The organism is Spirochaetia bacterium 38H-sp (assembly GCA_039023545.1).
Classification (GTDB): Bacteria; Spirochaetota; Spirochaetia; order Winmispirales; family Winmispiraceae; genus Rarispira; species Rarispira pelagica.
Genome location: JBCHKQ010000004.1, coordinates 88016 through 113261 on the forward strand (window position 1 = coordinate 88016; position 25246 = coordinate 113261).

General features: G+C 42.2%; 26 protein-coding genes and 2 tRNA genes. 18 read left to right on the forward strand and 10 right to left on the reverse strand.

Features of this window, described 5'->3' with window-relative positions:
- Positions 1-269 precede the first annotated feature (269 nt).
- The 4 genes from WKV44_08610 to thrS form a co-directional block, all read right to left on the reverse strand.
- The gene (locus WKV44_08610) at positions 270-557 is read right to left on the reverse strand and encodes a hypothetical protein (protein MEM5948604.1); all 288 of its coding nucleotides are present in this window, start codon (positions 555-557) and stop codon (positions 270-272) included.
- A 17-nt stretch (positions 558-574) separates the two neighbouring features.
- Positions 575-1309 carry a hypothetical protein gene (locus WKV44_08615; protein MEM5948605.1) on the reverse strand — a complete coding sequence of 245 codons (735 nt, stop codon included), beginning with the start codon at positions 1307-1309 and terminating at the stop codon, positions 575-577.
- Positions 1290-2810 (reverse strand): carboxypeptidase M32, encoded by a 1521-nt coding sequence (locus WKV44_08620; protein MEM5948606.1) that lies wholly within the window; start codon positions 2808-2810, stop codon positions 1290-1292. The genes WKV44_08615 and WKV44_08620 overlap by 20 nt, the downstream gene beginning before the upstream one ends.
- A gap of 305 nt (positions 2811-3115) precedes the next feature.
- Positions 3116-4852 carry a threonine--tRNA ligase gene (gene thrS / locus WKV44_08625; protein ID MEM5948607.1) on the reverse strand — a complete coding sequence of 579 codons (1737 nt, stop codon included), beginning with the start codon at positions 4850-4852 and terminating at the stop codon, positions 3116-3118.
- A 210-nt stretch (positions 4853-5062) separates the two neighbouring features.
- Here thrS and WKV44_08630 point away from each other — a divergent pair.
- Together WKV44_08630 and WKV44_08635 are read left to right on the forward strand one after the other, a co-directional pair.
- Positions 5063-5135 (forward strand) — tRNA-Met (locus WKV44_08630).
- A 59-nt stretch (positions 5136-5194) separates the two neighbouring features.
- Positions 5195-5644, forward strand: coding sequence for a hypothetical protein (locus WKV44_08635; GenBank protein MEM5948608.1), 450 nt, complete (start codon positions 5195-5197; stop codon positions 5642-5644).
- A 4-nt stretch (positions 5645-5648) separates the two neighbouring features.
- Here the strand turns inward: WKV44_08635 and WKV44_08640 are convergent, their stop codons facing one another.
- The 3 genes from WKV44_08640 to WKV44_08650 form a co-directional block, all read right to left on the reverse strand.
- Entirely contained in the window at positions 5649-5798 is a 150-nt protein-coding gene (locus WKV44_08640) for a hypothetical protein (GenBank protein MEM5948609.1), read from the reverse strand.
- Positions 5799-5865: 67 nt separating this feature from the next.
- Positions 5866-6633 carry a VWA domain-containing protein gene (locus tag WKV44_08645; GenBank protein ID MEM5948610.1) on the reverse strand — a complete coding sequence of 256 codons (768 nt, stop codon included), beginning with the start codon at positions 6631-6633 and terminating at the stop codon, positions 5866-5868.
- Positions 6634-6644: 11 nt separating this feature from the next.
- The gene (locus tag WKV44_08650) at positions 6645-7691 is read right to left on the reverse strand and encodes an AAA family ATPase (protein MEM5948611.1); all 1047 of its coding nucleotides are present in this window, start codon (positions 7689-7691) and stop codon (positions 6645-6647) included.
- Between the two features lie 420 nt (positions 7692-8111).
- Here WKV44_08650 and WKV44_08655 point away from each other — a divergent pair, with 420 nt between their 5' ends.
- The 3 genes from WKV44_08655 to WKV44_08665 are packed head-to-tail and all read left to right on the forward strand — an operon-like array spanning position 8112 to position 10854.
- Positions 8112-8837: an ABC transporter ATP-binding protein gene (locus WKV44_08655; GenBank protein MEM5948612.1), complete on the forward strand. Its 726-nt coding sequence runs from the start codon at positions 8112-8114 to the stop codon at positions 8835-8837.
- Positions 8834-10147, forward strand: coding sequence for an ABC transporter permease (locus tag WKV44_08660; protein ID MEM5948613.1), 1314 nt, complete (start codon positions 8834-8836; stop codon positions 10145-10147). The genes WKV44_08655 and WKV44_08660 overlap by 4 nt, the downstream gene beginning before the upstream one ends.
- Positions 10144-10854, forward strand: coding sequence for an arginyltransferase (locus WKV44_08665; GenBank protein MEM5948614.1), 711 nt, complete (start codon positions 10144-10146; stop codon positions 10852-10854). The genes WKV44_08660 and WKV44_08665 overlap by 4 nt, the downstream gene beginning before the upstream one ends.
- A 277-nt stretch (positions 10855-11131) precedes the next feature.
- Here the strand turns inward: WKV44_08665 and WKV44_08670 are convergent.
- Positions 11132-11203 (reverse strand) — tRNA-Gly (locus WKV44_08670).
- A 156-nt stretch (positions 11204-11359) separates the two neighbouring features.
- Here WKV44_08670 and WKV44_08675 point away from each other — a divergent pair.
- A complete protein-coding gene (locus tag WKV44_08675; GenBank protein MEM5948615.1) occupies positions 11360-12709 on the forward strand; it encodes a PTS transporter subunit IIC in 1350 nt (449 codons plus the stop codon).
- 293 nt (positions 12710-13002) lie between these two features.
- On the opposite strand, the gene WKV44_08680 is transcribed toward WKV44_08675, so the two are convergent.
- The gene (locus tag WKV44_08680) at positions 13003-13575 is read right to left on the reverse strand and encodes a hypothetical protein (GenBank protein MEM5948616.1); all 573 of its coding nucleotides are present in this window, start codon (positions 13573-13575) and stop codon (positions 13003-13005) included.
- A gap of 355 nt (positions 13576-13930) precedes the next feature.
- On the opposite strand from WKV44_08680, the gene WKV44_08685 reads away from it, so the two are divergent.
- From WKV44_08685 to WKV44_08700, 4 genes are read left to right on the forward strand one after another with little or no spacing between them, the layout of a single operon-like run.
- The gene (locus WKV44_08685; GenBank protein ID MEM5948617.1) at positions 13931-14371 is read left to right on the forward strand and encodes a pyridoxamine 5'-phosphate oxidase family protein; all 441 of its coding nucleotides are present in this window, start codon (positions 13931-13933) and stop codon (positions 14369-14371) included.
- Positions 14362-15372: a pyruvate dehydrogenase (acetyl-transferring) E1 component subunit alpha gene (gene pdhA / locus WKV44_08690; GenBank protein MEM5948618.1), complete on the forward strand. Its 1011-nt coding sequence runs from the start codon at positions 14362-14364 to the stop codon at positions 15370-15372. Before WKV44_08685 ends, pdhA begins: the two co-directional genes overlap by 10 nt.
- Complete coding sequence (locus WKV44_08695; protein MEM5948619.1) at positions 15360-16340, forward strand: pyruvate dehydrogenase complex E1 component subunit beta; 981 nt, start codon at positions 15360-15362, stop codon at positions 16338-16340. Before pdhA ends, WKV44_08695 begins: the two co-directional genes overlap by 13 nt.
- A gap of 3 nt (positions 16341-16343) precedes the next feature.
- The gene (locus WKV44_08700) at positions 16344-17621 is read left to right on the forward strand and encodes a dihydrolipoamide acetyltransferase family protein (GenBank protein MEM5948620.1); all 1278 of its coding nucleotides are present in this window, start codon (positions 16344-16346) and stop codon (positions 17619-17621) included.
- Positions 17622-17889: 268 nt separating this feature from the next.
- Here WKV44_08700 and WKV44_08705 read toward each other — a convergent pair whose 3' ends face one another.
- Entirely contained in the window at positions 17890-18261 is a 372-nt protein-coding gene (locus tag WKV44_08705) for a hypothetical protein (protein ID MEM5948621.1), read from the reverse strand.
- Between the two features lie 334 nt (positions 18262-18595).
- On the opposite strand from WKV44_08705, the gene WKV44_08710 reads away from it, so the two are divergent.
- From WKV44_08710 to WKV44_08745, 8 genes are all read left to right on the forward strand, one after another.
- A complete protein-coding gene (locus WKV44_08710) occupies positions 18596-19015 on the forward strand; it encodes a SoxR reducing system RseC family protein (protein ID MEM5948622.1) in 420 nt (139 codons plus the stop codon).
- Positions 19016-19034: 19 nt separating this feature from the next.
- A complete protein-coding gene (locus tag WKV44_08715) occupies positions 19035-19898 on the forward strand; it encodes an RnfABCDGE type electron transport complex subunit B (protein ID MEM5948623.1) in 864 nt (287 codons plus the stop codon).
- Complete coding sequence (gene rsxC, locus WKV44_08720; GenBank protein ID MEM5948624.1) at positions 19891-21228, forward strand: electron transport complex subunit RsxC; 1338 nt, start codon at positions 19891-19893, stop codon at positions 21226-21228. Before WKV44_08715 ends, rsxC begins: the two co-directional genes overlap by 8 nt.
- Positions 21225-22226: an RnfABCDGE type electron transport complex subunit D gene (locus WKV44_08725; protein MEM5948625.1), complete on the forward strand. Its 1002-nt coding sequence runs from the start codon at positions 21225-21227 to the stop codon at positions 22224-22226. Before rsxC ends, WKV44_08725 begins: the two co-directional genes overlap by 4 nt.
- Entirely contained in the window at positions 22219-22839 is a 621-nt protein-coding gene (locus tag WKV44_08730; GenBank protein ID MEM5948626.1) for an RnfABCDGE type electron transport complex subunit G, read from the forward strand. The genes WKV44_08725 and WKV44_08730 overlap by 8 nt, the downstream gene beginning before the upstream one ends.
- Entirely contained in the window at positions 22836-23480 is a 645-nt protein-coding gene (locus WKV44_08735; GenBank protein ID MEM5948627.1) for an electron transport complex subunit E, read from the forward strand. Before WKV44_08730 ends, WKV44_08735 begins: the two co-directional genes overlap by 4 nt.
- A gap of 1 nt (position 23481) precedes the next feature.
- Entirely contained in the window at positions 23482-24054 is a 573-nt protein-coding gene (rsxA, locus tag WKV44_08740; protein ID MEM5948628.1) for an electron transport complex subunit RsxA, read from the forward strand.
- A gap of 311 nt (positions 24055-24365) precedes the next feature.
- Complete coding sequence (locus WKV44_08745) at positions 24366-25181, forward strand: oxidoreductase (GenBank protein ID MEM5948629.1); 816 nt, start codon at positions 24366-24368, stop codon at positions 25179-25181.
- Positions 25182-25246: the final 65 nt, after the last annotated feature.

Here is a 25246-nt window from a genome sequence, read left to right on the forward strand (position 1 = left end):
AAGCTACCAGGATATAAGCCTCTATCCGGTTTATAAATGTCCTGTATTTTTTCAAATAGTATTTCCCGTTGGTCGTTTTTATCTATATAATATTTCTTATACAATTTTGGTATTTCTATCTGCACTTGCTTTTTTTTCCTCAAAATATTGTGCGCTGTATTTTTATTGTAATAGATATGAGACTGTTTTTAAAGGATGTTTCTTGTCTTTCTTTTGCCGGTGGCAGCACAGCCAGCGTTGGCTGGCTGTGCGTTCGGTATAAATATTATTTATATGCTCATCTTTTTTATCATGGATGAGACTGCTATTTCTTTTGCGTCTCTAAAGTAGTGGTAGAGGATTTTGTAGCCGTCTTTTTGTTTTTTTTGCAGGATTTGTCTTAGGGTTCTGTCACGTTCTTTTCTGGTTTTAAATGTGTAGTATTTTTCTCTTGCTTTGCCGTTGTTTTGCCACCAAGATGCTGTAAAAGAATACATTGTAAAGAGGTGTCCCTGTCTGTCATGTATCTGGTAGTAGTAGCTTGTCTGGTTTATTTTTTTAAAAAAGACTATTTGCATCGGGCGCTCCTGTTTTTTTATCGGCCGGGGTTTATACATAGTTGATTGTCTTTTATAAAAACAGTTATGTTTTGCAATAGTATTGTGTTTCCTATGTCTGTCTCGTAGAGCTTGAGTTCTGTAAGGCGTTTAAGCAGGGACGGAAGGCTGGCCTCCTCCTCGCTCCAGATTGCAGTGTAAGGAATAAGTATGAAAGCTGGAGGGATTTCTGCATAACGGATTGTCAGCTTGTGCTGAGGGGTTTTTATCTTCTTGCCTGTTATGTTAAGGCGCAGGGTGGTATAGTCTGATGCCCTTGCGGCTACCATTGCATGAGTAAGATAGATGCCTGTTTTTCTCTGATAGGCAGGATGCCAGGGAGGAGATATGGAAAAAAGTATCCATAGATTGAGTCCTATTGCAAGTGCAATAAGGGGTGCATGCAGTACGGGGATGATTCCACCAATAAAGCCAATCGCTGCCCAGACTATAGAGGCCATAAGCATGCGGTAATCAGGAGCCCATAGGCCGTCCGATACAAAGATAGATATAACAAGGAAAAAAACTGCGAGTATCATTGCTAGAAGAAAGGCGGTAAAAAATCGGCTATCTTTTCTGGCTGATTTTTTTTGCTTTTTTTTAACAAGCTGTCTTATCAGAGTAGAAAGCAGAGCTTTTGCGGGAAAAGCTACTGCCAATCCCGCAAAGTACCCAGCAATGGAGGCAAATAAAACAGGGTTAGAAACAAGCTCCTTAAGATAGGTTGTAGACATCCCCGTATTTTCCTTCTATGTACTTTATAAAATACTCAGGATTAAGGCTCTCTCCCGTAGCTCTTCTGCAAAGCTCATCCGCAGGATAGATTTTTCCATATTTGTGAATCTTGTCTCTAAGCCAGCTAAGGATATCAGCAAGTCTATCCTTTGCAATAAGCTCATCAATGCTTCCAAGCTCTTTCTCTATTGCATGGGCAAACTGAGAGGCATATAGAGTACCAAGCGCATATGTGGGAAAGTAGCCAATCCCACCAAATGACCAGTGAATATCCTGTAAAACTCCATCGGAGTATTTTTTGGGTACTATTCCCAGCAGAGCTTTTGTCTGCTGATTCCACGCATCCGGCAAGTCGTTTACCTCAAGGCTACCATCTACCATGCCCATCTCAAGGCGAAAGCGCAGAATTATATGCAGAATATAGGTAACTTCGTCAGCTTCCACTCTTATAAAAGAAGGTTTTACCTTGTTTACGGCTTTATAAAAACTCTCGGCACTGACATCGGACAGAGCAGGAATTGCAGAAGAAATAAGCTGCATATTTTTCTGCCAGAAACTGCGTCTTCTGCCAATCACATTTTCCCAAAATCTGGACTGCGACTCATGGATTCCTAGAGATACACCATCCGCAAGAATTGTTCCGTGCAAATCAGCAGAAATTCCCATCTCATAGAGGGCATGACCTGCCTCATGAATAGTGCCAAAAATAGAGCTGGGTAAAAAATCTTCCAAAAATCGTGTGGTGATTCTCACGTCATCGGAGCCAAGAGTTGTTGTAAAAGGATGTGCAGATACATCAAGCCTTCCACGTTTAAAATCATAACCAAGTTTATCAAGCAGAGCCAGGGACAGTCTTTTCTGCTCTTCCTTATCCGTCTTATAGTGCAAAAAGGAGTCATCCACTTGGTTTATCTCTCCAATCCGCTGCACAAGCTCCACGATAGGCGCTTCTACTGCATCAAAAATTCTCTTGATATCGGATGCCTTTGCATAGGGCTCATATTCGTCCAAAAGTGCATCATAGGGATGTTCCTGGTATCCATACAGGGAAGCCATCTCACGCACCATATCCACAATCTCTGACAAAACAGGCGCAAACAGACCAAAATCATCCTCGATCCTTGCCTTTTGCCACACAGCCTGCGCCCTGCTGGTAACCTGCGCAAAACGCACAACAAGCTCCTCTGGTAGTTTGATAGCCCTAGAGTACTCGCGATAAGTCTCCCGCACTATAGCAGCGTCCGTATCACTCAGAGACTCTGCTCCAGCCGGCCTATCGGAAGACGCACCGGCTTCTTCAAGTAGGCGTCCCAGCTCATCAGAAGTCCTCCTTTTGTGTATAAGTGACTGAAGCAGCGCAGCCTGCTCAGCTCTCTCAGCAATCGCAGCCTCAGGCATATAAGTCTCTTGGTCCCACCCTAGAATTGCCTGAACATGAGAAAGGAGATAAATCTCTTTGTAATAATCTTTTATCTTAGCAACAACATCTTTATAATCCATAATCCATAAACACCTCAAAAACAAAGATAAACAGATATAACACCTAGAATATAACAAAAACTTATAAAAAAATAAAAGCACTCAATATAAAAAAACAAAAGACAAGTTCAAACCCCCTTATAAAAATACAAAAGAAAAACAAAAATACAAAAAATACCGAACGTTACAGTCGCGCCCAAGAAAAGAAAAAACAAAAGTAAGGCGCGCCCTCCACTGCCCTAGGCACACATAGGGTAAAAAAAAAGGGCTGCCTGCGGATGCTGGCAGCCCATTCGGTATAAAAAAGTATTAAAAGCTATCTAAAATCAAAGCTCAAGAGAACGCTCAGAAACACGCATAACGCAAGATGCAACAAAATCATCCAGAGCAACACCCTGCCTCTGTTCGCCGCCGCGCACACGCACGGATACAGAAGAAGACTCCTTCTCCTTCTCACCAACAATAAGGGTATACGGCACCTTGGAAGTCTGCGCCTTTCTTATCTTGGCATTCATCCTATCGGAAGAAAGGTCAGCTTCTGCGCGCAAGCCCCTAGAACGGAAAGCCCTGACAACATCATGTGCATAATCGTTAAAAGCATCGGCAACCGGCACTACAACAGCCTGCACAGGGGCAAGCCAAAGAGGAAATGCACCAGCATAATGCTCTGTTAGAACACCAAAGAAACGCTCAAGAGACCCCAGCAAAGCCCTGTGAACCATATAAGGCCTCTTCTCCTTGCCGTCAGCATCCACAAAAGTAATATCAAAACGTTCCGGAAGATTAAAATCAAACTGAATTGTAGAAGTCTGCCACTCACGTCCAAGAGCATCTTTTATCTTAAGATCAATCTTAGGACCGTAGAACGCACCACCGCCCTCGTCAACCTCATACTCAAGCCCCTCTTTCTCTATAGCACGTCGGAGAGCCTCTGTAGCCTGCTCCCAACGCTCCTCCTCGCCTACACTTTTTTCAGGACGCGTAGAAAGATAAGCCTTAACATCAGAAAATCCAAAAGTCTTCCACATAAAAAGAGAAAATCTCAGCGTCTCAAGAATCTCATCCTCAACCTGAGATGGCGTACAAAAAATGTGGGCATCATCCTGAGTAAAACCTCGTACACGCAGAAGCCCATGTAAAACACCAGAACGCTCATACCGGTAAACCGTACCCAGCTCTGCCCAGCGGAGAGGGAGCTCTCTATAAGAACGCATATGAGTCTTATAGATGAGAATATGAAAAGGACAATTCATCGGCTTAACATAATAATCGCTCTTATCAATCTCCATGGGTGCATACATATTCTCTTTATAAAAAGAAAGATGCCCAGAAGTCTCCCACAACCAGGACTTACCAACATGAGGCGTATAGAGAATATCATAACCATTGGCAAGATGCTGACGCCTCCAGAAATCCTCAATCTCAAGCCTTATCCTTGCCCCCTTGGGATGCCAATAGATAAGCCCTGGCCCTGCCTCCTCATGCACAGAAAACAAATCAAGCTCCTTACCCAATCGCCTATGGTCTCTCTTCTCTACTTCCTTAAGATGCTCCAAGTACTGTCTGAGCTCCTTGGGAGTATGCCAGGCAGTACCATAAATACGCACAAGCATAGGTCTTTTCTCATCCCCACGCCAGTAAGCACCGGCAACACTCAGAAGCTTAAATGCCTTGGGATTAATCTGAGAAGTACGCTCCACATGAGGTCCTCGGCACAAATCCACAAAATCCCCATGCCGGTAAACAGAGACCTCAGCATCATCAGGCAAATCATCAAGAATCTCAAGCTTATAAGGCTGGTCCTTAAAAAGCTCTCTTGCCTCCTCACGCGAAACAACCTGCTTCTCAAAAGGCAAATCCTTGGCTATAATCTCAGCCATTAAAGACTCAATCTTATCAAAATCCTCCTGTCCCACAGGACGTGGAAGCTCAAAATCATAATAAAAACCATTCTCAATAGCAGGACCAATAGCCACCTTAGTCCCCGGGAAAAGCCGCATAACAGCATCCGCCATAACATGAGCAGCAGAATGCCTAACTCGCTCTATATCGAGACGGGACATAAAAAACTCCTTTAAGCAAAAATAAGTAAAACAAGTCTCTATAATATGGAAAGAAAAGAGATATCTGTCAATCAATCAATACCGAACGTCGGAGCCATGTAAGCAAAAGAAAAGCAGAAAAGAGCGGCTCCTCCTGCCTACGGCATAAAAACATTTATCAATCAACTTGACATTTTTTTACAATACAGATATATTCTTTACAACAAATATCGCAGGGTAGAGCAGTTGGTAGCTCGTCGGGCTCATAACCCGAAGGTCGGAGGTTCGAGTCCTCCCCCTGCTAATCTCTCGCCGAAAGGCGATTTTTTTTTGCTTATAAAAATTCACAAGAGCACACCTGTTATGATAAAAAATAAAACAGCCTTTTTAAACTTTAATAAAGAAATACTGATAGGAGAAATAGGAGCAATACTGGGAGCACAAATAGCCTCTTACATAATATTTTCATTAACACACTCGAGAGACCTTGCTTCCATAGCAGCAATCTTGGGGTCTATAATAGGCGGAGCAATACTCTACCTTCCAACCCGCTACTACCATCAAAAACAGGCAAATACATTTTCTCCCAGAAAATTTGGCAAGGACCTGCTGTATTTTACACCGGTTGCTCTTGCATTAACAATACTTATCTACTATCCAAGTCTATATATGTTTGAAAATTATTTTCTAGGAAAACAGACTTTTATAATCTTTTCTACCTTTTTTTCACAGAGCATAAGCTTCTTTCTGTTTTTAATAGCAATAAACATATACAGAACAGCAATCCTTACGATAAAAGAAAAAGAACTATAAAGCACTATGCCTCAACATCAATCTCGCTGCCTACAGAATCATCATACACAGGTTCTGCCTCGGTTTGCTGCACATCAGAAGAAACATCAGAGGAAGGCGGCTCGGGAAGAGGAGGAGTAATAGGCATATATTCTACAGGCTCTATGTAATCCATAACAGCCTCCTAATATAAATATAACAAAAACAAAGAATTAAATCAAATTTAACCCAAGAAGTGGCATCTAATGTGACAAAATATCCTCAATAAATGACAAAGAGCCAGAAGAAGGGAGCCTATGATAAGAAGCAGAACAGGAAGAAGCAAGATATCGCATCTTGTCACCGTCTCCCGCATCGAGCAGTAGCACATTAACACCAGAAGAAGAAATCCGTCCGAGAATCTCCACAGCCTCAAGAAAACTGTCATTGCCTGCCATAATCGGCACATTGGACTCTGCATCAGAAATAAGAACAAGAGAAGCCCTATCCGCAGAACCTTTAAACCGCTCCAGCCTTATAATATCCCAGGCCTTAAGCAAACCGGCAGGAAGAGGCGTAGCATCCCCTACTCGGATATCCTCCATAGCCTTGGAAGCCATAAAAGCACTCACAGAAGGTTGCATGATGACATCTGCAGAATCTCCGTAAAAAGAAACAATTGCCACCCTGCACCTGTAAATATATGCCCTCCTCAGCAAAGATAAAGCTGCACCCTTGGCAACGGCCATTCTTCTTTTTACTCCCATTGACTCAGAAGCATCTACCAAAAACACAACAAGGTCCGTAGCATCCTTTTTCCTTACCCGTCTTCTGAGATGAGGAAAAGAAGGCCTTTTATCCCCCTCAGAAATAGCAGCTATAAAAGAAGAAAAAAAACTGACATCAGATATTTTCTCTCCACTAGAAAAAGGTCGTACGGATACAGCACGTCCCCTTGTACCCGTAGTTTTTTTCTCCGAGCGCAGCAATCTGCCTTTTAAAACCCCATCGCCAGCTATATCTACATCCACATCTATATTTATTATTTTTTCGACTTGTTCAGGATTTTTTTTTTAAGAAAATCAAAGACAATACTGCCTGCAGCAGCAGCACCAGGAACCATCATGTCATCGGACATCTCAACAAGCTCAGTATGCTTTTTTTCTTTAGCTTCTGAGTCAGAATCTCCAGAAATAACAGAAGAGATTCTCCTTAAGACCTTATCGGGAGAGTCAAAAAGCCCTCCTTCAATTCTATGAAAAAGAACCCATGGAGCAACAATATGAAGTAAAGAAACACTAGCAACATTATGCTCAAGAAATGCGGCAAGTGCCCTTGCTGCCATAACCATGATTATCTCGGCTCTATGACCTGATACAGATGCAGCATCTGCAAGCCTTACAGCCTCGTCCAACAAGTCATCCGATAAAATAACAGAATTCAGCCTCTGTCGCGCAGAAAGAATTTGCTGACGCAGAATATAGTCCTCTTGCTTGTACTGATTGAAAAAACTCTCCTTATCGGATTCAAAGGCAAGTCTTCTTTTTATAATCTCCCTTCTTTTCCACTCATTCTGCACAGAAAAAACAGGAACACATAAACCAAAGCGGTCAAGAAACTGAGGTCTAAGCTCTCCTTCCTCGGGATTCATGGAACCAACAAGCAAGAAACGATTTTCCTGAGAATGGGAAACCCCTTCTCTCTCCACTCTCAATACACCTGTTGCAGAAACATCCAGAAGGATATCCACAAGATGACTCTCCAATAGATTGACCTCATCCACATACAAAACACCATCTTTTGCATTGGCAATCAAGCCAGGCTCATAAACGATTTCTCCACCGGAAAGTGCCCGCTCTATATTTATAGAACCTGTGAGTCTATCCTCGGTAGCATTGAGAGGAAGCTCAATCAGAGGAATATCATGCATAACAGAAGATACAGCTCTCACCAGAGAAGTTTTTGCAGTACCTTTTTGACCGGTCAGAAGCACTCCGCCTATTCTGTTATCAATAAGACCCAGAATCAGTGCAGTCCGTGCATCCTCCTGATCTACAATAGCAGAAAACGGAAAAACAAAATCGGACATACAATCTCCTATGACAACAAAACAATAATACGGACAATAGAAAATATAGTCAAACGCGTGGATATAAAAATAGGTGCAAATACACTTTCTTTTTGCATTACCTGTAGGTTTTATAATATAGTCAATATTGTAGATGTTCCTACAGATATCCTGTCTCATAGTAAAAATATTTACAGCCACAATAATATATTGGTACGTTCTGTAGAAGACTGTTTCTAAGATGAGAAATACTTCCAATCTCGTAATCATATGGATTACTTTACAAACCATGATATGCCAACATGCTTGTGTCTGCCGCCGGAGGCAGGCAGGAATGTGCCTCTTATGCCTATACCATATAATGGCGCTTTTCTGCCGTTCGGTATAGATTTTTATTGCAGCTTCTCTGGCAGGATGATAATATTCTTGCAAGGGGGAGTAATGGGTGATGTTATTCTTGGTGTAAAAGGACTCAGAAAGAGCTTTGGTAGAGTTGTGGCTCTGGACGGGCTTAGTTTTGAGCTGATGAGAGGCGAGATTTTTGCTCTTATTGGTCCAAATGGTGCGGGTAAGTCAACCACACTGAGGATTCTTGCTACTGTTTTGCAGCCTGATGATGGTGCCTTTTTTCTTGATAATGTGTCAGGTACCGCAAGGCCGGAGCTTATAAGAAAGAATATTAGCTATCTCGCAGAGGAATCCATGCCGTATAAAAATATGCGAGGTATGGAGTATTTGCGCTTTATGGCAGCGCTTTATGCAGAAAACGAGGGGGAAGCGGATAAATATACCAAGCTTGCAATAAATATGAGCAATCTCAAGGAGAGGCTTGATGATAAAATCAAAACGTATTCCAAAGGAATGATGCGCAAGCTTATGATTGCCTCCTCTGTCATGATGGAGCCCCAGCTTGCTATTATGGATGAGCCTACTTCTGGTTTGGATATCGAGAATGCGTTTTATGTCAGAAAACAACTTAAATCTTTAAAAGAAAAAGGGATAACTATTCTTCTGTCATCTCACAATATGCTTGAGATAGAGTATCTTGCAGACAGAGTCGGGATTATAAATAAGGGACGACTTCTTACAATGGGGACGCCGCAAGAATTAAAGAAGCGTTTTAAAGCAGACAATCTGGAGCAGGTGTTTATGGAGGTGGCAGAATGAGAAAGCTGGGTGTTCTCGTTATAAAGGAGTTAAAGGGGCTTATCACAAGGCAGGTTTTTATTTCTCTTTTTATAGTTGTTTTTGTTTTTATCTTTCTAGGGAATTCCATGCGCAGCATGTTTGGCGAGATAGAAAAAGAAAATATCCCTTCCGTACCAGCAATTCCACAAGAAGCGCTTGCATCAACCTCCGATTTTGTCTCTTTTCTTGCTGACAACAATATTGCAGCATTTACAGAAGACAGATTTTCAGCAATAGATATTGGCTCCGCAGTAAATAAAAACAACCCTGTTGTTCTAGTCTTCCCCAAAGGTTTTATAGAAAACCTTTTTTCTTCTTCCTCTTCTCTTAGAATCAAGGTTTATGCTTATCTGGAGGCAGGAGGAGGAATTATTGGCATATCCAAAATCTCTGCAACAGCAGATAAAATAAAAAGAGAACTGGAAGAAAAACTCAGAGCAATTATCAAAACCAAGTCCAGTAAAGAAGACAGTATACTGGATATGTATCTCAACCCAGTAACCACAGAAGAACACATAGTAAGACATACAAAAAGTGCAAGGATTTCATTCTCTGCTATTATCCCGTATATAATCAATCAAACTATAATGCTAGCCTTCCTGCTGTTTATAGCAACTCTTACAGGTGCTCAGTTTGTCGCAGCATCAATAGCAGCAGAAAAAGAAAGCAAAACACTGGAAGTGCTGCTTACCCTTCCAATACCGCGTCATCAGATAGTACTGGCAAAAATGTTAGCAGCAGGCATACTGTCCGTAATATTTGTAGCAATATACTTTGCAGGATTCTGGTTTTACATGCAATCCATAACAATGCCGGACTCACAGAAGATATCTTCGGAGGCAGTAAACATGATGCTTGCGGTAAAGCAACTGGGGATAGAACTTCCAATATGGTCAAATATTATGCGCATAGCAGCATTTCTACTGTCGCTCTTAAATGCACTTGGAATAGCACTCATATTGGGACTTTTCGCAGAAGACACCAAGAATGTGCAGGTAGTAATAACACCAATCATTCTGGTGCTTTTAGCATTATACATTATAACAATAATGACAAACTTTGCCTCTCTCCCCTTAGTGTTAAGAATAATACTGCTTTTTTTTCCTTTTACACACGCCTTTCTGTCAACCCCGCTTCTTATCGACAGCCAATACCTATCCGTTGCAGGAGGGCTCTTATACCAGACAATATTTTTTGCAGTTGTTGTGTTTTTGGCCATAATAATATTTAACAGCGACAAAGTATTTACCATAAAATTGGGAAAAAAGAAGAACAGGAAAACAGCTTGAAAGGCATAAAAAAGGCAATAGAAGAGTTTACACAATCACTTCCCCAAAGCACTGTAGAAAAATGCCCCTACCTCCCTGGAAAAGCCTGGATAACACGACTATTTATCACCTATCATATAGACCCTGCCGTGTACGAAAACCTACTTGCATACGGCTACAGACGCTCGGGCTATATAATATATAAGAACCAATGTCCGGGCTGCACAGCATGCACTCCCATAAGAACAGACACAGAAAACTTCACCCCCACAAAATCCCAAAAACGCACAATAAAAAAGAACAATGACATAAAAATAATAATAAGCGACCTCAACTTTGACGAACAAATATTCAAACTTTATAAAAAATACATAGCAGACAAACACAACAACCATAAGACAAACACCCAGGAATTCATCTCATTCCTCTGCGAAAGCCCGCTTGAGACAAAAATAATGCGCTACTATCTGGGGAAAAAACTAATAGGCGCGGGATTTATAGACATACTCCCTGATGGAATAAGCAGCGTCTACTTTGCATACGACCCGGCAGAAAAAAAACGCTCCCTCGGGACATACTCGATGATAAAAGAAATAGAATACTCAAGACACCTGGGCAAAAAATGGCTATACAGCGGCTTCTACATAGCAGAAACAAGCAAAATGTCCTACAAAGCTCGCTTTACCCCTGCACAGATAGCAAAAGACGGAATCTGGAAAAACAAATAAAACAAAAAACCGAACGTCAGGAGCGCGCTAACGAAAGTGAGGACAAAAACAAAAGCGCGCTCCATCCTGCCTGCGGCAAAAAAAATAAAACAAAATACACTATAATCAAAAAACTGTTAAACAAATCTAACAGCAAAATAGCTCAACCACCCATACCAAACATAAACTAACTGGCCAACAACAGAAACACACTATATTTCTTAGCCAAAAAACAAAAAATATATCCAATCACACCTTAGTCAAAAAAAAACGCCCCTGCAACTGCAAGGGCGCCAAAAGCGAGCGAGGGGAATCGAACCCCCGTCTCCAGCTTGGGAAGCTGGGGTAATAGCCATTATACGACGCTCGCATGTTGTATACTATTATATCCACTTAGAAAAACAGTGGCAAGAGGTTTTTTACAAGTTTATATCTCTGTTAGTACCGGTCAGAATATTTCTCAAAAAAACAAAATTCTTTTGATATGGCAATTGTTTACATACTCTTTTTTGTATAACATCATATTATGGAAATATTAAAATCAGCACTTGACACATTTTTTTCTTTCAAAGCATATGTGATGCTACCATTTATAATGCTTGCACTGGCACTCATAGTAAGACTCAACTTACGCGACGCCCTGTTTGCAGCATTAAAACTGGGAGTTGGCTTTGCCTCTATCTTTGTTGTCTTTTCTTTCTTTGTAGACAACATAAAACCTGCAGTAGAAGCTATAGTTAACATAAGAGGCCTTGACTACCCTGTTTTGGACGTAGGCTGGCCTCCCCTTGCAGCAATAACATGGTCATCCTTTATCGCTCCATTGTCCATAATACTTGTGCTCTTTTTAAACATCATTCTGATTGCCAGCAACCTAACCAAAACCATATACATAGACATATGGAACTATTGGCACTTTGCCTTCCTGGGAGCACTGGTAAGTGCCGTTACACACAACATATGGCTTGCAATAGCAGCAACACTGCTAATTGCAACAATAACAATCAAGCTCTCGGACTGGGCAGCAGTATATATAAAAAGAGAAACAGGACTTGAGAGCATAACCATATCCCCGGTCTCCGTTGTGGGCATACTTCCTTTATCCGCAGCATTGGACTTCTTGTATGATAAAATCCCCGGCATAAAAAACCTGTCAGCCAACCCGGAAAAAGCACAAAAAAAAGGCAACCTGCTTGCAGAACCCATGGTAGTAGGACTACTACTGGGCATAGTTCTAGGAATACTCGCAGCATACCCTGTAAAAAAGCTTTTGGAACTTTCTGTAAACATAGCAGCCGTAATGTACCTTCTACCACTGGCAGGAGAACTCATAGCAAAAGGCATACAACCCATATCACACAACCTCAAAGAACTCATCCAAAAACGATTCCCTGCAAAAAAAGAACTATACGTGGCAGTGGACACAGGAATCCTCATGCAGCACCGCTCTGTTATAGTAAGCGGGCTTATCCTAATGCCAATATCTATATTAATAGCCTTCTTTCTGCCCGGCAACAAAGTAATCCCAATAGGAGACCTTCCCAACCTCATATCTGTCATGTCGATATCAGCCCTTCTTTATCGCGGCAACGTTATAAGAACAGTACTAACAGGAATCCCCGTAGTGACAAGCTACCTGCTCATATCCAGCAAACTCGCACCACTCTTCACAACACTCTCAAAAGGCTCAGGCGTAGACCTTCCGAAAGACCATCAGATAACCGCATTTACAGACGGCGGACATCAACTCCGTTACTACCTGTTGGAACTATTCTCCGGAAAAACATGGGCAATAATCGCAATACCCGCAGTACTCCTTCTCTTCTTTGCAATATACAAGCACTCGACAAGAACCCAAAAAGAAGAAAATAAATAATACCGAACGTAGTCCCTGCGCCCATTAGTAAAAACAAGGAAAAGGGCGCAGGTACTCCTGCCTACGGCAAAATACAGAAAGACAATAAAAGCTGCTATAAAACCTCTACCATATCAAATAAACCCCTCGCAATAACAAGACCCATTTCCTGCACAGCAACACCTGGGGACAATCACCTGTATATATCTCTCTTTTTGACAGGCCAATCAAAAATCATAGTCCCCACCTACAAAATATTATAGCATAAATAAAAAACCCGGCACAAATGCCGGGTATACACATGATAAATAATCTTATTTCCTGGTATTATTGGCAATCGCAGCAAGCGCCCTTGCCGATTCTGCAATAAATCTGGAAAAGATAATGATAAAAAAACCAAGTATGGGAAGAAAAACAAGATTAATCCATCCTCCCTGAAAAGCCCCCAGACCAATCATCGAAGCAAACCAGAAAGCATCCTTACCAAAGAAAATGTTGAAAATCACAGTTGCAAAAAAACCGACAATAGCAAGACATGTTCCTGCCCACTCGCCAAAAGTCTGAATAAAATGAGCAAAAACAGGCGTAGCAACAAAGTCCGCACCTTCCTCAGAGATTGCTATAACTCTTTTGCTCCTGTTCCACCAAAGCTGAAACCCCAACCAGCCTGTAAAGGCTATCACAATCCAAACAAGCAAAAAAGCTATTGCAAAGTTAAAGCCGGCTGCAAAAACTCCGTTTATAACAGAACTAATCAGCATATACAACGGAAGAACAAGATTGAGCACAGAGATAACAATATAAATCCAGCTAAAAGGCTCTCTGTACAGCTTGCCACTGTCAATAAAATCAAGATAAGGCTTGATAAAGTTAAAAAACTTGTCCATATAATCACTCCTGTTTTTTATTGACATCAAAATCCAACGGATTTTATACGATGTCAGGTTACCCTTATACCAGTCTAAATCTGCATATATACTGGGTCAAGTGTTTTTTATAAAACTTTGTTTTACAGAAAGATATGCATCAATAGCTCGGGCTAAAAAAAGTTTTTATGGCTATTTTTGATATTTGCCCAAGGCAGGAGGCTCTGCGCCATTCTTAGCTGTTTTTCCAAAGAGGCGCAGAGACGACGTTCGGTATATTTTATTGTTTTTTATTTTATAAAGTAAAAAATTTGCATTTTTATGACAAAAACACTAGGTTATATATGTATTATCATTTTTAGAGAAAGGGGTTTTTATGACAAAAGATGAGGTTCTTGCCATTCTGGAAGAGCTTGTGGAGTCCAATAGGTCAGGTGTTTTTGTTTCCGTGGGTGAGGACGGCTTCCCGGATGCGAGATGGATGACAGCGGCCTTTCTGAGAGGAGAGCACAGGGATATCTATGCCGTAACTTCTCCATCTGACAAAAAGGTAACACAAGTTTCTGCAAATCCCAATGTATTGTGGCTTCTGGAGCGTAAAGGACACAGGGAGGTTTTCCGTGTAAAAGCACGGGCGACTGTTGTTGAGAATCCTGCCCTGCTCTCTCAGGTGCTCGAGACTCTTGGCGGTTCTCTCAACTTGTTTTGGCAGGTCCACGGGTCTGTGGATGAGTTTGCTGTCCTGGAATGTAACATCACTTCGGTAGAATATCAACGTCCTCTGGATGCTTATACGGAGGTATTCTCATGGGAGTAAAAAAAACAAACTCTGCAAAAGTGCTTAATGACTCCCTTTATATGTCTCTTCTGGAAAAGATGCTTCTTATAAGGATTTTTGAGGAGAGGGCCGCACAAATGTATGGTTTACGCAAGATTGGCGGCTTTTGCCATCTGTATATAGGAGAAGAAGCTGTGGCTACAGGCTCAATCGCAGCAATAGACCTTAAGAAAGATTATGTTGTAACGGCTTATAGGGACCATGGTCATGCTCTTGCCTGCGGTATGGACCCTAAGGTTCTTATGGCTGAGCTTTTTGGCAAAATAACGGGATGCAGCCATGGCAAGGGTGGCTCTATGCATTTCTTTGATACAGAGAAGCATTTTCTCGGCGGCAACGGTATTGTCGGTGCACAGATTCCTGTTGCAACAGGAGTTGCCTTTTCTCAACATTATAAAGAGACAGGCGGAGTTACACTTGTTTACTTCGGTGATGGAGCAATTCACCAGGGTGCATTTCATGAGTCATTAAATATGGCAAAAATATGGAACCTCCCTATTGTCTATATTTGTGAAAACAACCAGTGGGGTATGGGTACCTTTTGGAAAAAGGTTTCTGCTGTGGAAGATTTTTACAAAATGGGCGCAGCTTATGACATTCCCGGCATGCAAGCAGATGGTATGGATGTTTTGGATGTTTACGAGAAGACAGCAAAAGCCGTTGACATTGCAAAAAATGGACAGCCAGTTCTTCTTGAAGCAAGGACTTACCGATACAAGGGTCATTCTATGAGTGATCCTGCCAAGTACAGAACCAGAGAAGAGCTTGAGGCTTATAAAAAGCAGGACCCTATAGGCCGACTAAAGACCCTTATGGAAGAGAAGAACCTCATAGATGATAAGGCCTTTGACGCTCTGCATAAGAAACTAAAGAAGATTGTGGATGCTGCTGTAGAGTTTGCAGAAAAAAGCGAGGAGCCTGCAATCCATACTATTTACGAGGATATATATGCGGACAAGGAGGCAATATGGCAGTTATAAGCTACAGAGAGGCTCTAAACCAGGCCATTGACGAGGAAATGGCAAGGGACGAGAATGTCTTTATCCTTGGAGAAGAAGTAGGAGAATACAATGGAGCATACAAAGTAAGCCGTGGGCTTCTTGCAAAGTACGGAGAAAAACGTGTTATAGACACTCCTATTGCCGAGCTTGGATTTACGGGTATAGGTATAGGCGCAGCTATTGCAGGACTAAGACCAATAGTAGAATGGATGACACATAATTTTGCAATTCTTGCAATGGATCAGGTCATAAACAATGCAGCAAAGATGAGACACATGTCAGGGGGACAGATAAAAGTACCTATTGTGTTCCGCGGTCCCAATGGACCTGCGGAATATCTCTCTTCTCAACATTCACAGTCGCTTGCAGCATTCTGGATGCATGTCCCCGGGCTCAAGGTTGTGGCACCTGCCACGCCTTACGACGCAAAAGGGCTGTTGAAATCCGCTATAAGAGACGACGACCCTGTTGTGATGCTGGAAGCAGAGCTTATGTACTCTTGGGAAGGAGAAGTTCCGGAGGAAGAATATCTTATTCCAATAGGAAAGGCAGACATAAAAAGACAGGGAAAGGATGTTACACTAATCACATATTCCAAACCCTTGAGAACAGTTCTCTCTGTCGCAGATAAACTCGCAGAGAGAGGAATTGACGCGGAGGTTATTGATTTGCGCTCATTACGACCGCTTGATACAGATACAATATTTGCCTCAGTAAGAAAAACACACCGTGCAGTTGTTGTGGATGAGGCATGGCCTATGGGAAGCCCTGCATCTTTTGTGGCCTATGCCATAAGTAGAGAATGCTTTGACGAGCTTGACGCACAAGTTGAGATTGTAACTTCTGAGGACGTACCCATGCCATATAATCACAGACTAGAACTGGCTGTACAACCATCAGAAGAAAAAATAAGCGATGCTGTAGCCAAGGTATTATATATGGAGTAAGTTATGGCAGAAAAAATACTTATGATAGCCCTTTCTCCTACAATGGAAGAAGGAACAATCGTAGAGTGGCATAAAAAAGAAGGAGATAACGTAGAAACAGGCGATGTCATTTGCGAGGTAGAAACCGATAAAGCAACTATGGACTACGAGTCCTCACAAAGCGGAACACTACTTAGAATAATAAAACAGCAGGGGGATAAAGCTCGTGTGGGAGAGGCAATAGCCATAATTGGAGAAGAAAAAGAAGACATAACAGAAATTCTAAAAGAAATAGAAAACGAGAAGATAAATCCTGCACCTCAAGAAAAAAAAGCAAAACCCGCAGAAAAAAAACAAGAATCGGAAACAGTCGAACAAAAACATACAAAGCCAAGAGAAGAAGCACCACCCGCATCCAAGCCACCTACAAAAGAAGAAAAAGCCCCCCCAACTCCGGGTAGAATAAAGGCCAGTCCTCTTGCAAGAAAGAAGGCAAAAGAAATGGGAGTAGACCTGCGCAGCATAAGAGGAAGCGGTCCGGACGGAAGAATTACGGTAAAAGACATAGAGAATGCAAAGGCCATTACCCCACAGGCCTCATTATCCAATGAAACAAAGCGAATAAAAGGCGGCATCATACCTGTAAGCACAATGCGCGCAACAATAGCAAAACGGCTCTCAGAATCCAAGTTTACAGCTCCGCACTTTTCTGTCACGATATCCGCCACAGCAGACAGACTACTCAATCTAAGAGAAAGCATAAACAGCAAAGCAGAAAAAAAACTGTCGCTTAACTCCTTTCTCATAAAACTCTCTGCAGAAGCTCTGGTAAGACATCCTGCCATACTCTCAAGCTGGGAAGAAGAAAATATCAGACTTTTTGACACGGCGGACATAGCTCTGGCAGTAGCACTAACAGAGGGACTTATAACACCTGTAGTACGCTCCGCAGAGAGCAAGACAATAAGCGAGATAGATTATGAGCTTACAGACCTAATACAACGCGCAAAAACAAGCTCTCTTACACCAGAAGAATACACGCAGGCAGGCTTTACAATAAGTAATCTGGGAAGCTACGGTGTGGAGGAATTTGATGCAATCATAAATCCTCCCGGCTCTGCAATACTTGCGGTAGGTGCCATAAAAACAGAACCCATATATGACGGGGAAACATTTCGGCCTGCAAAAATCATACGGCTAACCCTCTCCTGCGACCATAGGACAATAGACGGAGCACTTGCAGCCGACTTTATGCGTACTCTAAAGGCAATGATAGAAGAACCCGCAGAAGCATTGATATAAGGATGGGGGCATCTTGCCCCCTTTTTTACAAATATACCGAACGTCGTACCTGCGACCAGAATAGTAAAAAGATAGACAAGTCGCAGGGACTCCTGTCTGCGACACATGGATATCCAACAAAATCTATTTTTGCATGTAAAAGCAGATATAGATTAAATCAATCGTAAGATTAAGCCCCATGCTGAATTTGTTAAAAACTCCGGTAAAACTCAGCTCTGATTCTGCATAAAAATGCAACCCTTTCCAGGACTATGCAGACGCATAACAACTACACCATAAGAATACCAATTTTCATCATCCTCATAGGAGAGAAGATACCGGAACACATACCTATATACAAATACCTTGTAGGAGAAAAAAGCACTCCGCCACCTAGAGAAGCAATCATATCATTATAACCATTAGCAACAAGCGGAGAGAAAACCCTTCCACAAAACTGAACAATTGCTAAATCTTCAAACACACTGAGTCTTATAATGATATCTCCTCCCAGAGGACGACTTACAATCACTGCTGCATTTGCAGCACTGGCCACTCCTATATCAAGAGAAATATCGGCAAAATAAAAAGCCCCGCCCAACACCAAAAACACAAGAATCAATAATTTTTTTGCATAAAACTTCCTTGTATTATTAATCATACTAAACCTATTACATAGCATTGTCAAATTTCATTTAAATCAGCCATTGTCCCTGTGGCACACATAAGTTTGGAAGACATGTTTTTTCAAAAGCAGCGCGGACGCAAGTCTGCGCGTTCGGTATAAATTTTTGTAAAAATCCGCTATCCGACATATAAAAATATGACTTATTTTAAAAAAAACATCAAACTATTTCTTTTTATAGATAAAAAAATAAACATTTTAACACATAAAATCATTGTATTTTGTATTCAATTTGTGTTTTTCGGCCATTTACCGATTGACAAAAAAAACGTATTGCAAGAAAATATGGTATATCATAATAGGACAATATATGAAATCAAATAAGTTATCACATGTTGCCAAGGTTGTTTCCATAGAGGGAGACAAGATTAGAATATCAATGTACCGCTCAGGTATGTGTGCACATTGTGCAGCAAAGGGTGCCTGTTCTGTGATGGACTCAAATGAGCAAGAGATGCTTGTAAAAAATCCGGGAAATCTTAGGGTAGGAGATATGGTCAAGCTTGTTATAAGCTCAAGCACCGGCTGGAAGGCTATGATAGTGGCTTTTGTGGTGCCTTTTCTCTTGATGTTTGCAGGTATTTTGATTGCTTCTTCTCTCGGGGCATCGGAGGGTGTCTCTGCTGTGGCAGGCCTTGGGTCCCTTGCGCTTTACTATGCCATACTGGCACTCTTTAAAAAGCGTATAGACAGAACTTTTTCTGTCAAAATAGAAAAAATCAGTCAATAGTCATTTTAAGGAGTCTGCTGTGTCCATTATCTTTTCTGTCATTGTTTTAACTTTCACTGCGGGTATCTTTGCTCTGATGCTTGCCTGGGCTGCAAAGCGATTTGCAGTTAAGGAAGATCCCAGGGTAGAAACCGTAATGGAGATGCTTCCAGGTATCAACTGTGGTGCCTGCGGTTTTGCAGGCTGTTCCGGACTTGCGTCTGCTCTTGTACAGGCTGCCGATTCCGGAGATTTAAGCGGATTATTCTGTCCTCCAGGTGGCCAAAATACCATGGACAAGGTTGGAGAATTCCTAGGCGTTGAGTTCTCAGGTGGAGATGTGCCTGTTGCCGTTCTAAGGTGTGGCGGTTCTTGCCAGGCTTCTCCTCCCAAGGTTGAATACACAGGAGAAAAAAGCTGTAAGATTGCCCATATGGCTTTTTCCGGAGAAGGAGGCTGTCCTATGGGGTGTCTGCACTACGGCGATTGTGAGGTTGCCTGTCCATTCGATGCTATTAGTATGGACTCTGAGACTGGGCTTCCTGTTGTGGATGAAGAGAAATGTACTGGCTGCGGCGAGTGTGTAAAGGCTTGTCCCAGAGGGCTTTTTGAGCTTAGGCCAAGAGGAAAACGCGGACGACGCGTATGGGTCAATTGCCGCAATACGCAGAAAGGCGCTATTGCCAGAAAAAACTGTCAGGTCGCATGTATAGGCTGTGGTAAATGTGTGAGAACTTGCGATACTGTTGCAAAAGCTATCACAATGGAAAACAATCTTGCATACATAGATCCACTCAAGTGTATTGCCTGTGGCAAGTGTGTGAGAGAATGTCCTACCGGCGCTATTCTTGCAACTTTTCCGGTAAAAAAACAAGTATCTTCACAGGAGAAACAAGGTGAGTAAGATTACTTTTCCCAAGGGCGGTATACATCCGCCAGAGAACAAGATAACAGAGCATCTGCCCATAGAAACAATGCCAATACCCGATGAGGTTGCTATTCTTTTGTCCCAACATCTTGGGGCTCCTGCAAAACCTATTGTTGCAAAAGGAGATAAGGTGCTTGTTGGCACACTCATTGGCGAGGCTCAGGGGTTTATATCTGCCAATATACACTCAAGTGTGTCCGGTACGGTTGTCAAGATCGATGAGATTCCTGATGCAAATGGATATCCTAAAACCGCGGTTGTAATAAAGGTAGAAGGAGATGAGTGGGAGCCATCCTGCGATCTATCCTCCGAGCTCAAAAAAGAATGCCCGCTATCACCTTCTGATATTATAGAAAAAATAAAACAGGCAGGAATCGTAGGTATGGGCGGAGCAGGTTTTCCCACTCATGTCAAGCTTATGATTCCGGAAGGAAAGAGTGTAGACACACTCATAATAAACGCAGCGGAGTGCGAACCATATCTTACGGCAGACCACAGACTCTTGCTGGAACGTACGGAAGAGCTCCTTGTAGGTGTCAGTATATTAAAGAAAGCTCTTTCTGTTGACAGAGCTGTAATAGGCATAGAAAGTAACAAACCAGATGCAATAAAAAAACTGTCAGAGACAGCCTTAGAATACGAGGGAATAGAGATAAAAGAGCTTAAGACAAAGTACCCCCAAGGTGCAGAAAAACAGCTTATTAAGGCTGTTACAGGAAGAGAGGTACCGTCGGGAAGACTGCCTCTCGATGTGGGCTGTGTGGTAATCAATGCAGGCACTGCCCATGCGGTTTACAGAGCAGTGCAGAAAAATATCCCTCTTATAGAAAGAGTTGTAACTGTAACAGGAAAAGCTCTCAAAAAACCTGCTAATCTTATGGTAAGGACAGGCACACCTGTCTCTGTTGTGGTGGATTATGCCGGCGGATTGCCCGATGACATCTGTAAAGTAATATCAGGCGGTCCTATGATGGGCAAAGCAATGCCCAATCTTGACAGCACAATTACAAAAACAACATCCGGCATACTGGTAATAACCGGTAAAGAGGCAATTAGACCAGAACCCACTGCATGTATAAGGTGTGCAAAATGTGTCTCCGTTTGCCCAATGGGACTTGAGCCCTATCTTCTTGAGAAACTTACAGAAAACAAGCTGTGGGATAAAGCCGAGGAGAAAGCAATAACAGACTGTGTGGAGTGCGGCTCATGCAGCTACATCTGTCCGGCAGCAAGACCGCTTCTTGACAATATAAGATACGGCAAATCAACAGTAATGATGATAAAAAGAAAGAGGAGTGCAAAATGAACAAACTCACAGTAAGCCTTTCTCCTCATGCAAAGGCACCCATAGATACGCAAAAGGTTATGCTTGCTGTAATACTTGCCCTTATGCCATCTTTTATAGCCTCACTATATTTCTTCGGTGTAAGAGCGTTTATCGTTACCGCAGTATCGGTAGTAGCAGCAGTTCTCACAGAATATCTGATAACAACAATTCTGTTAAAGAGGAAGAATACCACATCTGATCTTTCTGCAGTGGTTGCAGGGCTTCTGCTTGCCTATAATGTGCCATCAAGTATCCCCTTGTGGCAGATAGCATCGGGAGCAGTATTTGCAATGGGAATAGCCAAGCTTGCTTTTGGAGGTTTAGGTAATAACCCATTTAACCCTGCACTGGCAGGCAGAGCTTTTATGCTTGTAAGCTTTCCCCAGCAGATGACGACTTGGCCTCAGCCTGTTGTAACCAAAATGATGTTAAATCCGGATGCACTCACCGCTGCAACACCGCTTGGAATACTCAAGGAACACATCAAGGCTGGAGAAACAATTCAGCAATTTAGCAACAAATTGCCAGATTATTGGCATATGTTTATAGGAAACATAGGCGGCTCGTTGGGAGAAACAAGCGCACTTGCCATTCTCATAGGCGGACTTTTTCTGCTTCTCATCCGTGTTATATCATGGAGAATTCCGTTTTTTTATCTTGCTGGACTTGTAAGCATAACCGGGATTTTCTATCTGATAGATCCTACAAGGTATGCAGACCCTCTTTTTCATCTGCTTGCAGGAGGCGTATTGCTTGGAGCCTTTTTTATGGCAACAGATCTTGTAACAAGCCCCATGAGCCCTGCAGGACAGATAATATACGCACTTGGCGGCGGCATATTGGCCGCACTTATAAGGCTCTTTGGCTCATATCCAGAAGGATGTTCTTATTCCATACTTATAATGAACGCCTTTGTCCCACTTATAGACAGGGCTTTGCCGCCATCAAGGTTTGGAAAGGAGGCCTCCCGTGCTTAGTAAAATCCCCTCCACACCTCTTACAATGGTACTGGTCCTTGCAATAATAGCTGCTCTCTCTGCAGCACTTCTTGCAGTAACCGACAGCATAACAGCACCTGTTATAGAGCAGGTACAAGAAGAAAAACAGGCAAAAGCCGTAGAAACTGTTCTCCCTGAGACTGACAACAATCCTGCACAGCACCCTGTAGTCTTTGAAGATGCTCCGGATTTGATATTCTTTCCGGCAAGCAAAAGAGAAAAGCCTGTAGGTGTTGCAGTAAGAACATATACGGACAATGGCTTCTCTGGAAGATTCTGGATAATGGTAGGATTTTTGCCTGACGGCAGCATATACGACACGCTGGTTCTTCAACATGCGGAAACTCCCGGACTGGGGCAGAAGATGACAAAGGAAAAGTTTAAAAAACAGTTTAGAGATAAAAATCCAAAAGACTTTGTTCTCAAAGTGAAGAAAGACGGCGGGGATGTGGATGCAATAACAGCAGCAACCATAAGTTCTAGAGCCTACTGTGATGCAATAGAAAGGGCATATAATGCTTTTATAGAGCATAAGAACGAGCTCCTTACAACAAACAATGCAATAGGACCAGCAGAGGAGGCACAAAAATGACATTAAAAGAGAACCTGACAAAAGGTTTTTTTAAGGAAAGCCCTGTATTTGTCCTGCTTCTTGGAATGTGCCCAACTCTGGGTGTAACCAACAGTGCAATAAATGGACTGGGAATGGGACTTGCAACAACAGTGGTACTAATAGCATCCAACCTAGTGATCAGTCTTGTAAAAGACCTTATTCCAGATAAAGTTAGGATTCCTTCTTTTATAGTGATTATTGCAACCTTTGTTACAATAATAGACATGAGCATGGCAGCATACCTGCCGTCACTACACGAAAACCTGGGATTATTTATTCCACTTATAGTTGTAAACTGTATAATTCTGGGACGCGCAGAAGCATTTGCTTCCAAGAACAATCCCATCGCATCTCTTGTGGACGGAATAAGCATGGGGCTTGGCTTTACAATGGCACTTACAATGCTTGGCATAATAAGAGAAATCCTTGGCTCAGGCTCAATATTTGACATACCATTTGTAGCAGAAGATGCAAGCACCTACCTGTTGTTTGTCATGCCACCGGGAGCATTTATAACACTGGGACTTCTCATCCCGTCAATCAATGCAATACGAGACAGTCTTGTAAAGAACAGAAAAGACATAAAAGAGCATACAATAGAAATCCCGGAGGAGGCATAAGATGGAATACCTTGCAATATTCTTTACCGCCATATTTATCAACAACATAATATTCTCACAATTTTTGGGCATATGTCCCTTCCTAGGCGTAAGTTCCAGAATGACTACTGCAACAGGAATGGGTGCAGCAGTCATCTTTGTTATGACTCTCGCTACAACAGTGACTTTTCTTCTTCATCAGTACATACTGATGCCTCTTGGCCTGCATTTTTTAAATACAGTAGCATTTATTCTCGTAATAGCATCACTCGTACAGCTTGTAGAAATCATACTAAAGAAAATCGCACCTCCACTCTATCATGCACTCGGAATATTTCTACCTCTTATCACAACCAACTGTGCCATACTAGGTGTAGCAATCCTTGTTATACAGAAAAACTACACATTTGCAGAAAGCGTGGTCTTTGCGGCGTCAACAGCCATGGGCTTTACCCTTGCCCTTGTCATAATGGCAGGAATAAGAGAAAGACTAGAGATATCGGATATACCAGAAAGACTCAAAGGCGGCCCTATAACCCTGCTAACAGCCGGACTCTTGTCGCTTGCATTTATGGGCTTTAGCGGAATGCTTTAAAACAATACTTATACCGAACGTCGTCTCTGCGGCTGACAAAGCTTTTCTTCCACCAGGAGGCAGCACAGCCCGCATTAGCGGGCTGTGCGTTCGGTATAAAAAAGCCGCAGAGACTCCTGCCTGCGGCAAAAAAGGAGGGCACTCAGCCCTCCCTCCCCTTTTTTTCGCCCCCTTCCTAATGAGGCTTTGTAATAAATAACAGAACAAACAAAGCTCCTGCTTCAAAAAAAGCAAAAAAAATTAAAAAATATCAATTGTTTTAACCTACTAAAATACATATCTTTATAGAAAAGCTCTAAGAGGAGAAGAAGATGGAAACAGTACTCGTAACTGGCGCATCGTCCGGTATTGGCAGAGCAACAGCTATATTTCTGGCAAAGAAAGGGTATAGAGTATATGCAGGAGCAAGAAGAACAGAAAAGATGGAAGAGCTAAAACAGTATGCCATAAATCCTGTAAAACTGGATGTTACGGACGAAGAGCTTGCAAAAAGCTGCATAGAGAAAATAGAAAGAGAATCAGGTGGTGTGGATATTCTAATAAATAATGCAGGCTACGGCTTATATGGTACTATAGAAGAAGTACCCATAAAAGAAGCAAAAAGACAGATGGATGTTAATGTTTTTGGGCTTGCAAGGATGACACAGCTTGTTATTCCCTACATGAGAAAAAAGAAAAGAGGGAAAATAATAAACATTTCTTCCATAGCTGGTAAGCTCACAACACCCTTGGGCGGCTGGTATCATGCAAGCAAGTTTGCAGTGGAAGCGCTATCAGACTGCCTGCGTGTGGAGCTTAGCCCCTTTGGCATAGATGTAGTGGTTATAGAACCAGGTGGTATCAAAACAGAGTGGTCAGATATCGCTTTTGACAACCTCAGAAAGACTTCTGGTTCTGGACCTTATGCGGATTATGTTGAGAAGGTAATAGCGATGTTTGAGAAAAATTACTCCAGCGCACGCATATCCGGACCGGAAATTATCGCAGAAACGATTTACAAGGCAATGAAGGCAAAACGTCCCAAAACACGATATGCTGCAGGTTATATGGCCCGCCCCATGCTTCTTATAAGAAAGCTTTTCTCAGATAGAATGATGGACAGGCTGACAAGACTCATGACAGGCTAATACCACAGAAGATGGCAAAAGCCGTATAATAGGGCAATTATCTGGGACTATCTTGGCTTTTCTCA

Excerpts from the sequence above, each read along its gene's own strand:
- WKV44_08650 (MEM5948611.1), bottom strand. The coding sequence starts at position 7,691 with ATGTCCGATTTTGTTTTTCCGTTTTCTGCTATTGTAGATCAGGAGGAT.
- WKV44_08695 (MEM5948619.1), top strand. The coding sequence starts at position 15,360 with ATGGCAGTTATAAGCTACAGAGAGGCTCTAAACCAGGCCATTGACGAG.
- WKV44_08675 (MEM5948615.1), top strand. The coding sequence starts at position 11,360 with ATGGAAATATTAAAATCAGCACTTGACACATTTTTTTCTTTCAAAGCA.
- WKV44_08620 (MEM5948606.1), bottom strand. The coding sequence starts at position 2,810 with ATGGATTATAAAGATGTTGTTGCTAAGATAAAAGATTATTACAAAGAG.
- WKV44_08640 (MEM5948609.1), bottom strand. The coding sequence starts at position 5,798 with ATGGATTACATAGAGCCTGTAGAATATATGCCTATTACTCCTCCTCTT.
- WKV44_08710 (MEM5948622.1), top strand. The coding sequence starts at position 18,596 with ATGAAATCAAATAAGTTATCACATGTTGCCAAGGTTGTTTCCATAGAG.
- WKV44_08660 (MEM5948613.1), top strand. The coding sequence starts at position 8,834 with ATGAGAAAGCTGGGTGTTCTCGTTATAAAGGAGTTAAAGGGGCTTATC.
- rsxA (MEM5948628.1), top strand. The coding sequence starts at position 23,482 with ATGGAATACCTTGCAATATTCTTTACCGCCATATTTATCAACAACATA.
- thrS (MEM5948607.1), bottom strand. The coding sequence starts at position 4,852 with ATGTCCCGTCTCGATATAGAGCGAGTTAGGCATTCTGCTGCTCATGTT.
- WKV44_08745 (MEM5948629.1), top strand. The coding sequence starts at position 24,366 with ATGGAAACAGTACTCGTAACTGGCGCATCGTCCGGTATTGGCAGAGCA.
- WKV44_08610 (MEM5948604.1), bottom strand. The coding sequence starts at position 557 with ATGCAAATAGTCTTTTTTAAAAAAATAAACCAGACAAGCTACTACTAC.
- pdhA (MEM5948618.1), top strand. The coding sequence starts at position 14,362 with ATGGGAGTAAAAAAAACAAACTCTGCAAAAGTGCTTAATGACTCCCTT.
- WKV44_08635 (MEM5948608.1), top strand. The coding sequence starts at position 5,195 with ATGATAAAAAATAAAACAGCCTTTTTAAACTTTAATAAAGAAATACTG.
- WKV44_08680 (MEM5948616.1), bottom strand. The coding sequence starts at position 13,575 with ATGGACAAGTTTTTTAACTTTATCAAGCCTTATCTTGATTTTATTGAC.
- WKV44_08735 (MEM5948627.1), top strand. The coding sequence starts at position 22,836 with ATGACATTAAAAGAGAACCTGACAAAAGGTTTTTTTAAGGAAAGCCCT.
- WKV44_08705 (MEM5948621.1), bottom strand. The coding sequence starts at position 18,261 with ATGATTAATAATACAAGGAAGTTTTATGCAAAAAAATTATTGATTCTT.
- WKV44_08615 (MEM5948605.1), bottom strand. The coding sequence starts at position 1,309 with ATGTCTACAACCTATCTTAAGGAGCTTGTTTCTAACCCTGTTTTATTT.
- WKV44_08725 (MEM5948625.1), top strand. The coding sequence starts at position 21,225 with ATGAACAAACTCACAGTAAGCCTTTCTCCTCATGCAAAGGCACCCATA.
- WKV44_08655 (MEM5948612.1), top strand. The coding sequence starts at position 8,112 with ATGGGTGATGTTATTCTTGGTGTAAAAGGACTCAGAAAGAGCTTTGGT.
- WKV44_08685 (MEM5948617.1), top strand. The coding sequence starts at position 13,931 with ATGACAAAAGATGAGGTTCTTGCCATTCTGGAAGAGCTTGTGGAGTCC.
- WKV44_08700 (MEM5948620.1), top strand. The coding sequence starts at position 16,344 with ATGGCAGAAAAAATACTTATGATAGCCCTTTCTCCTACAATGGAAGAA.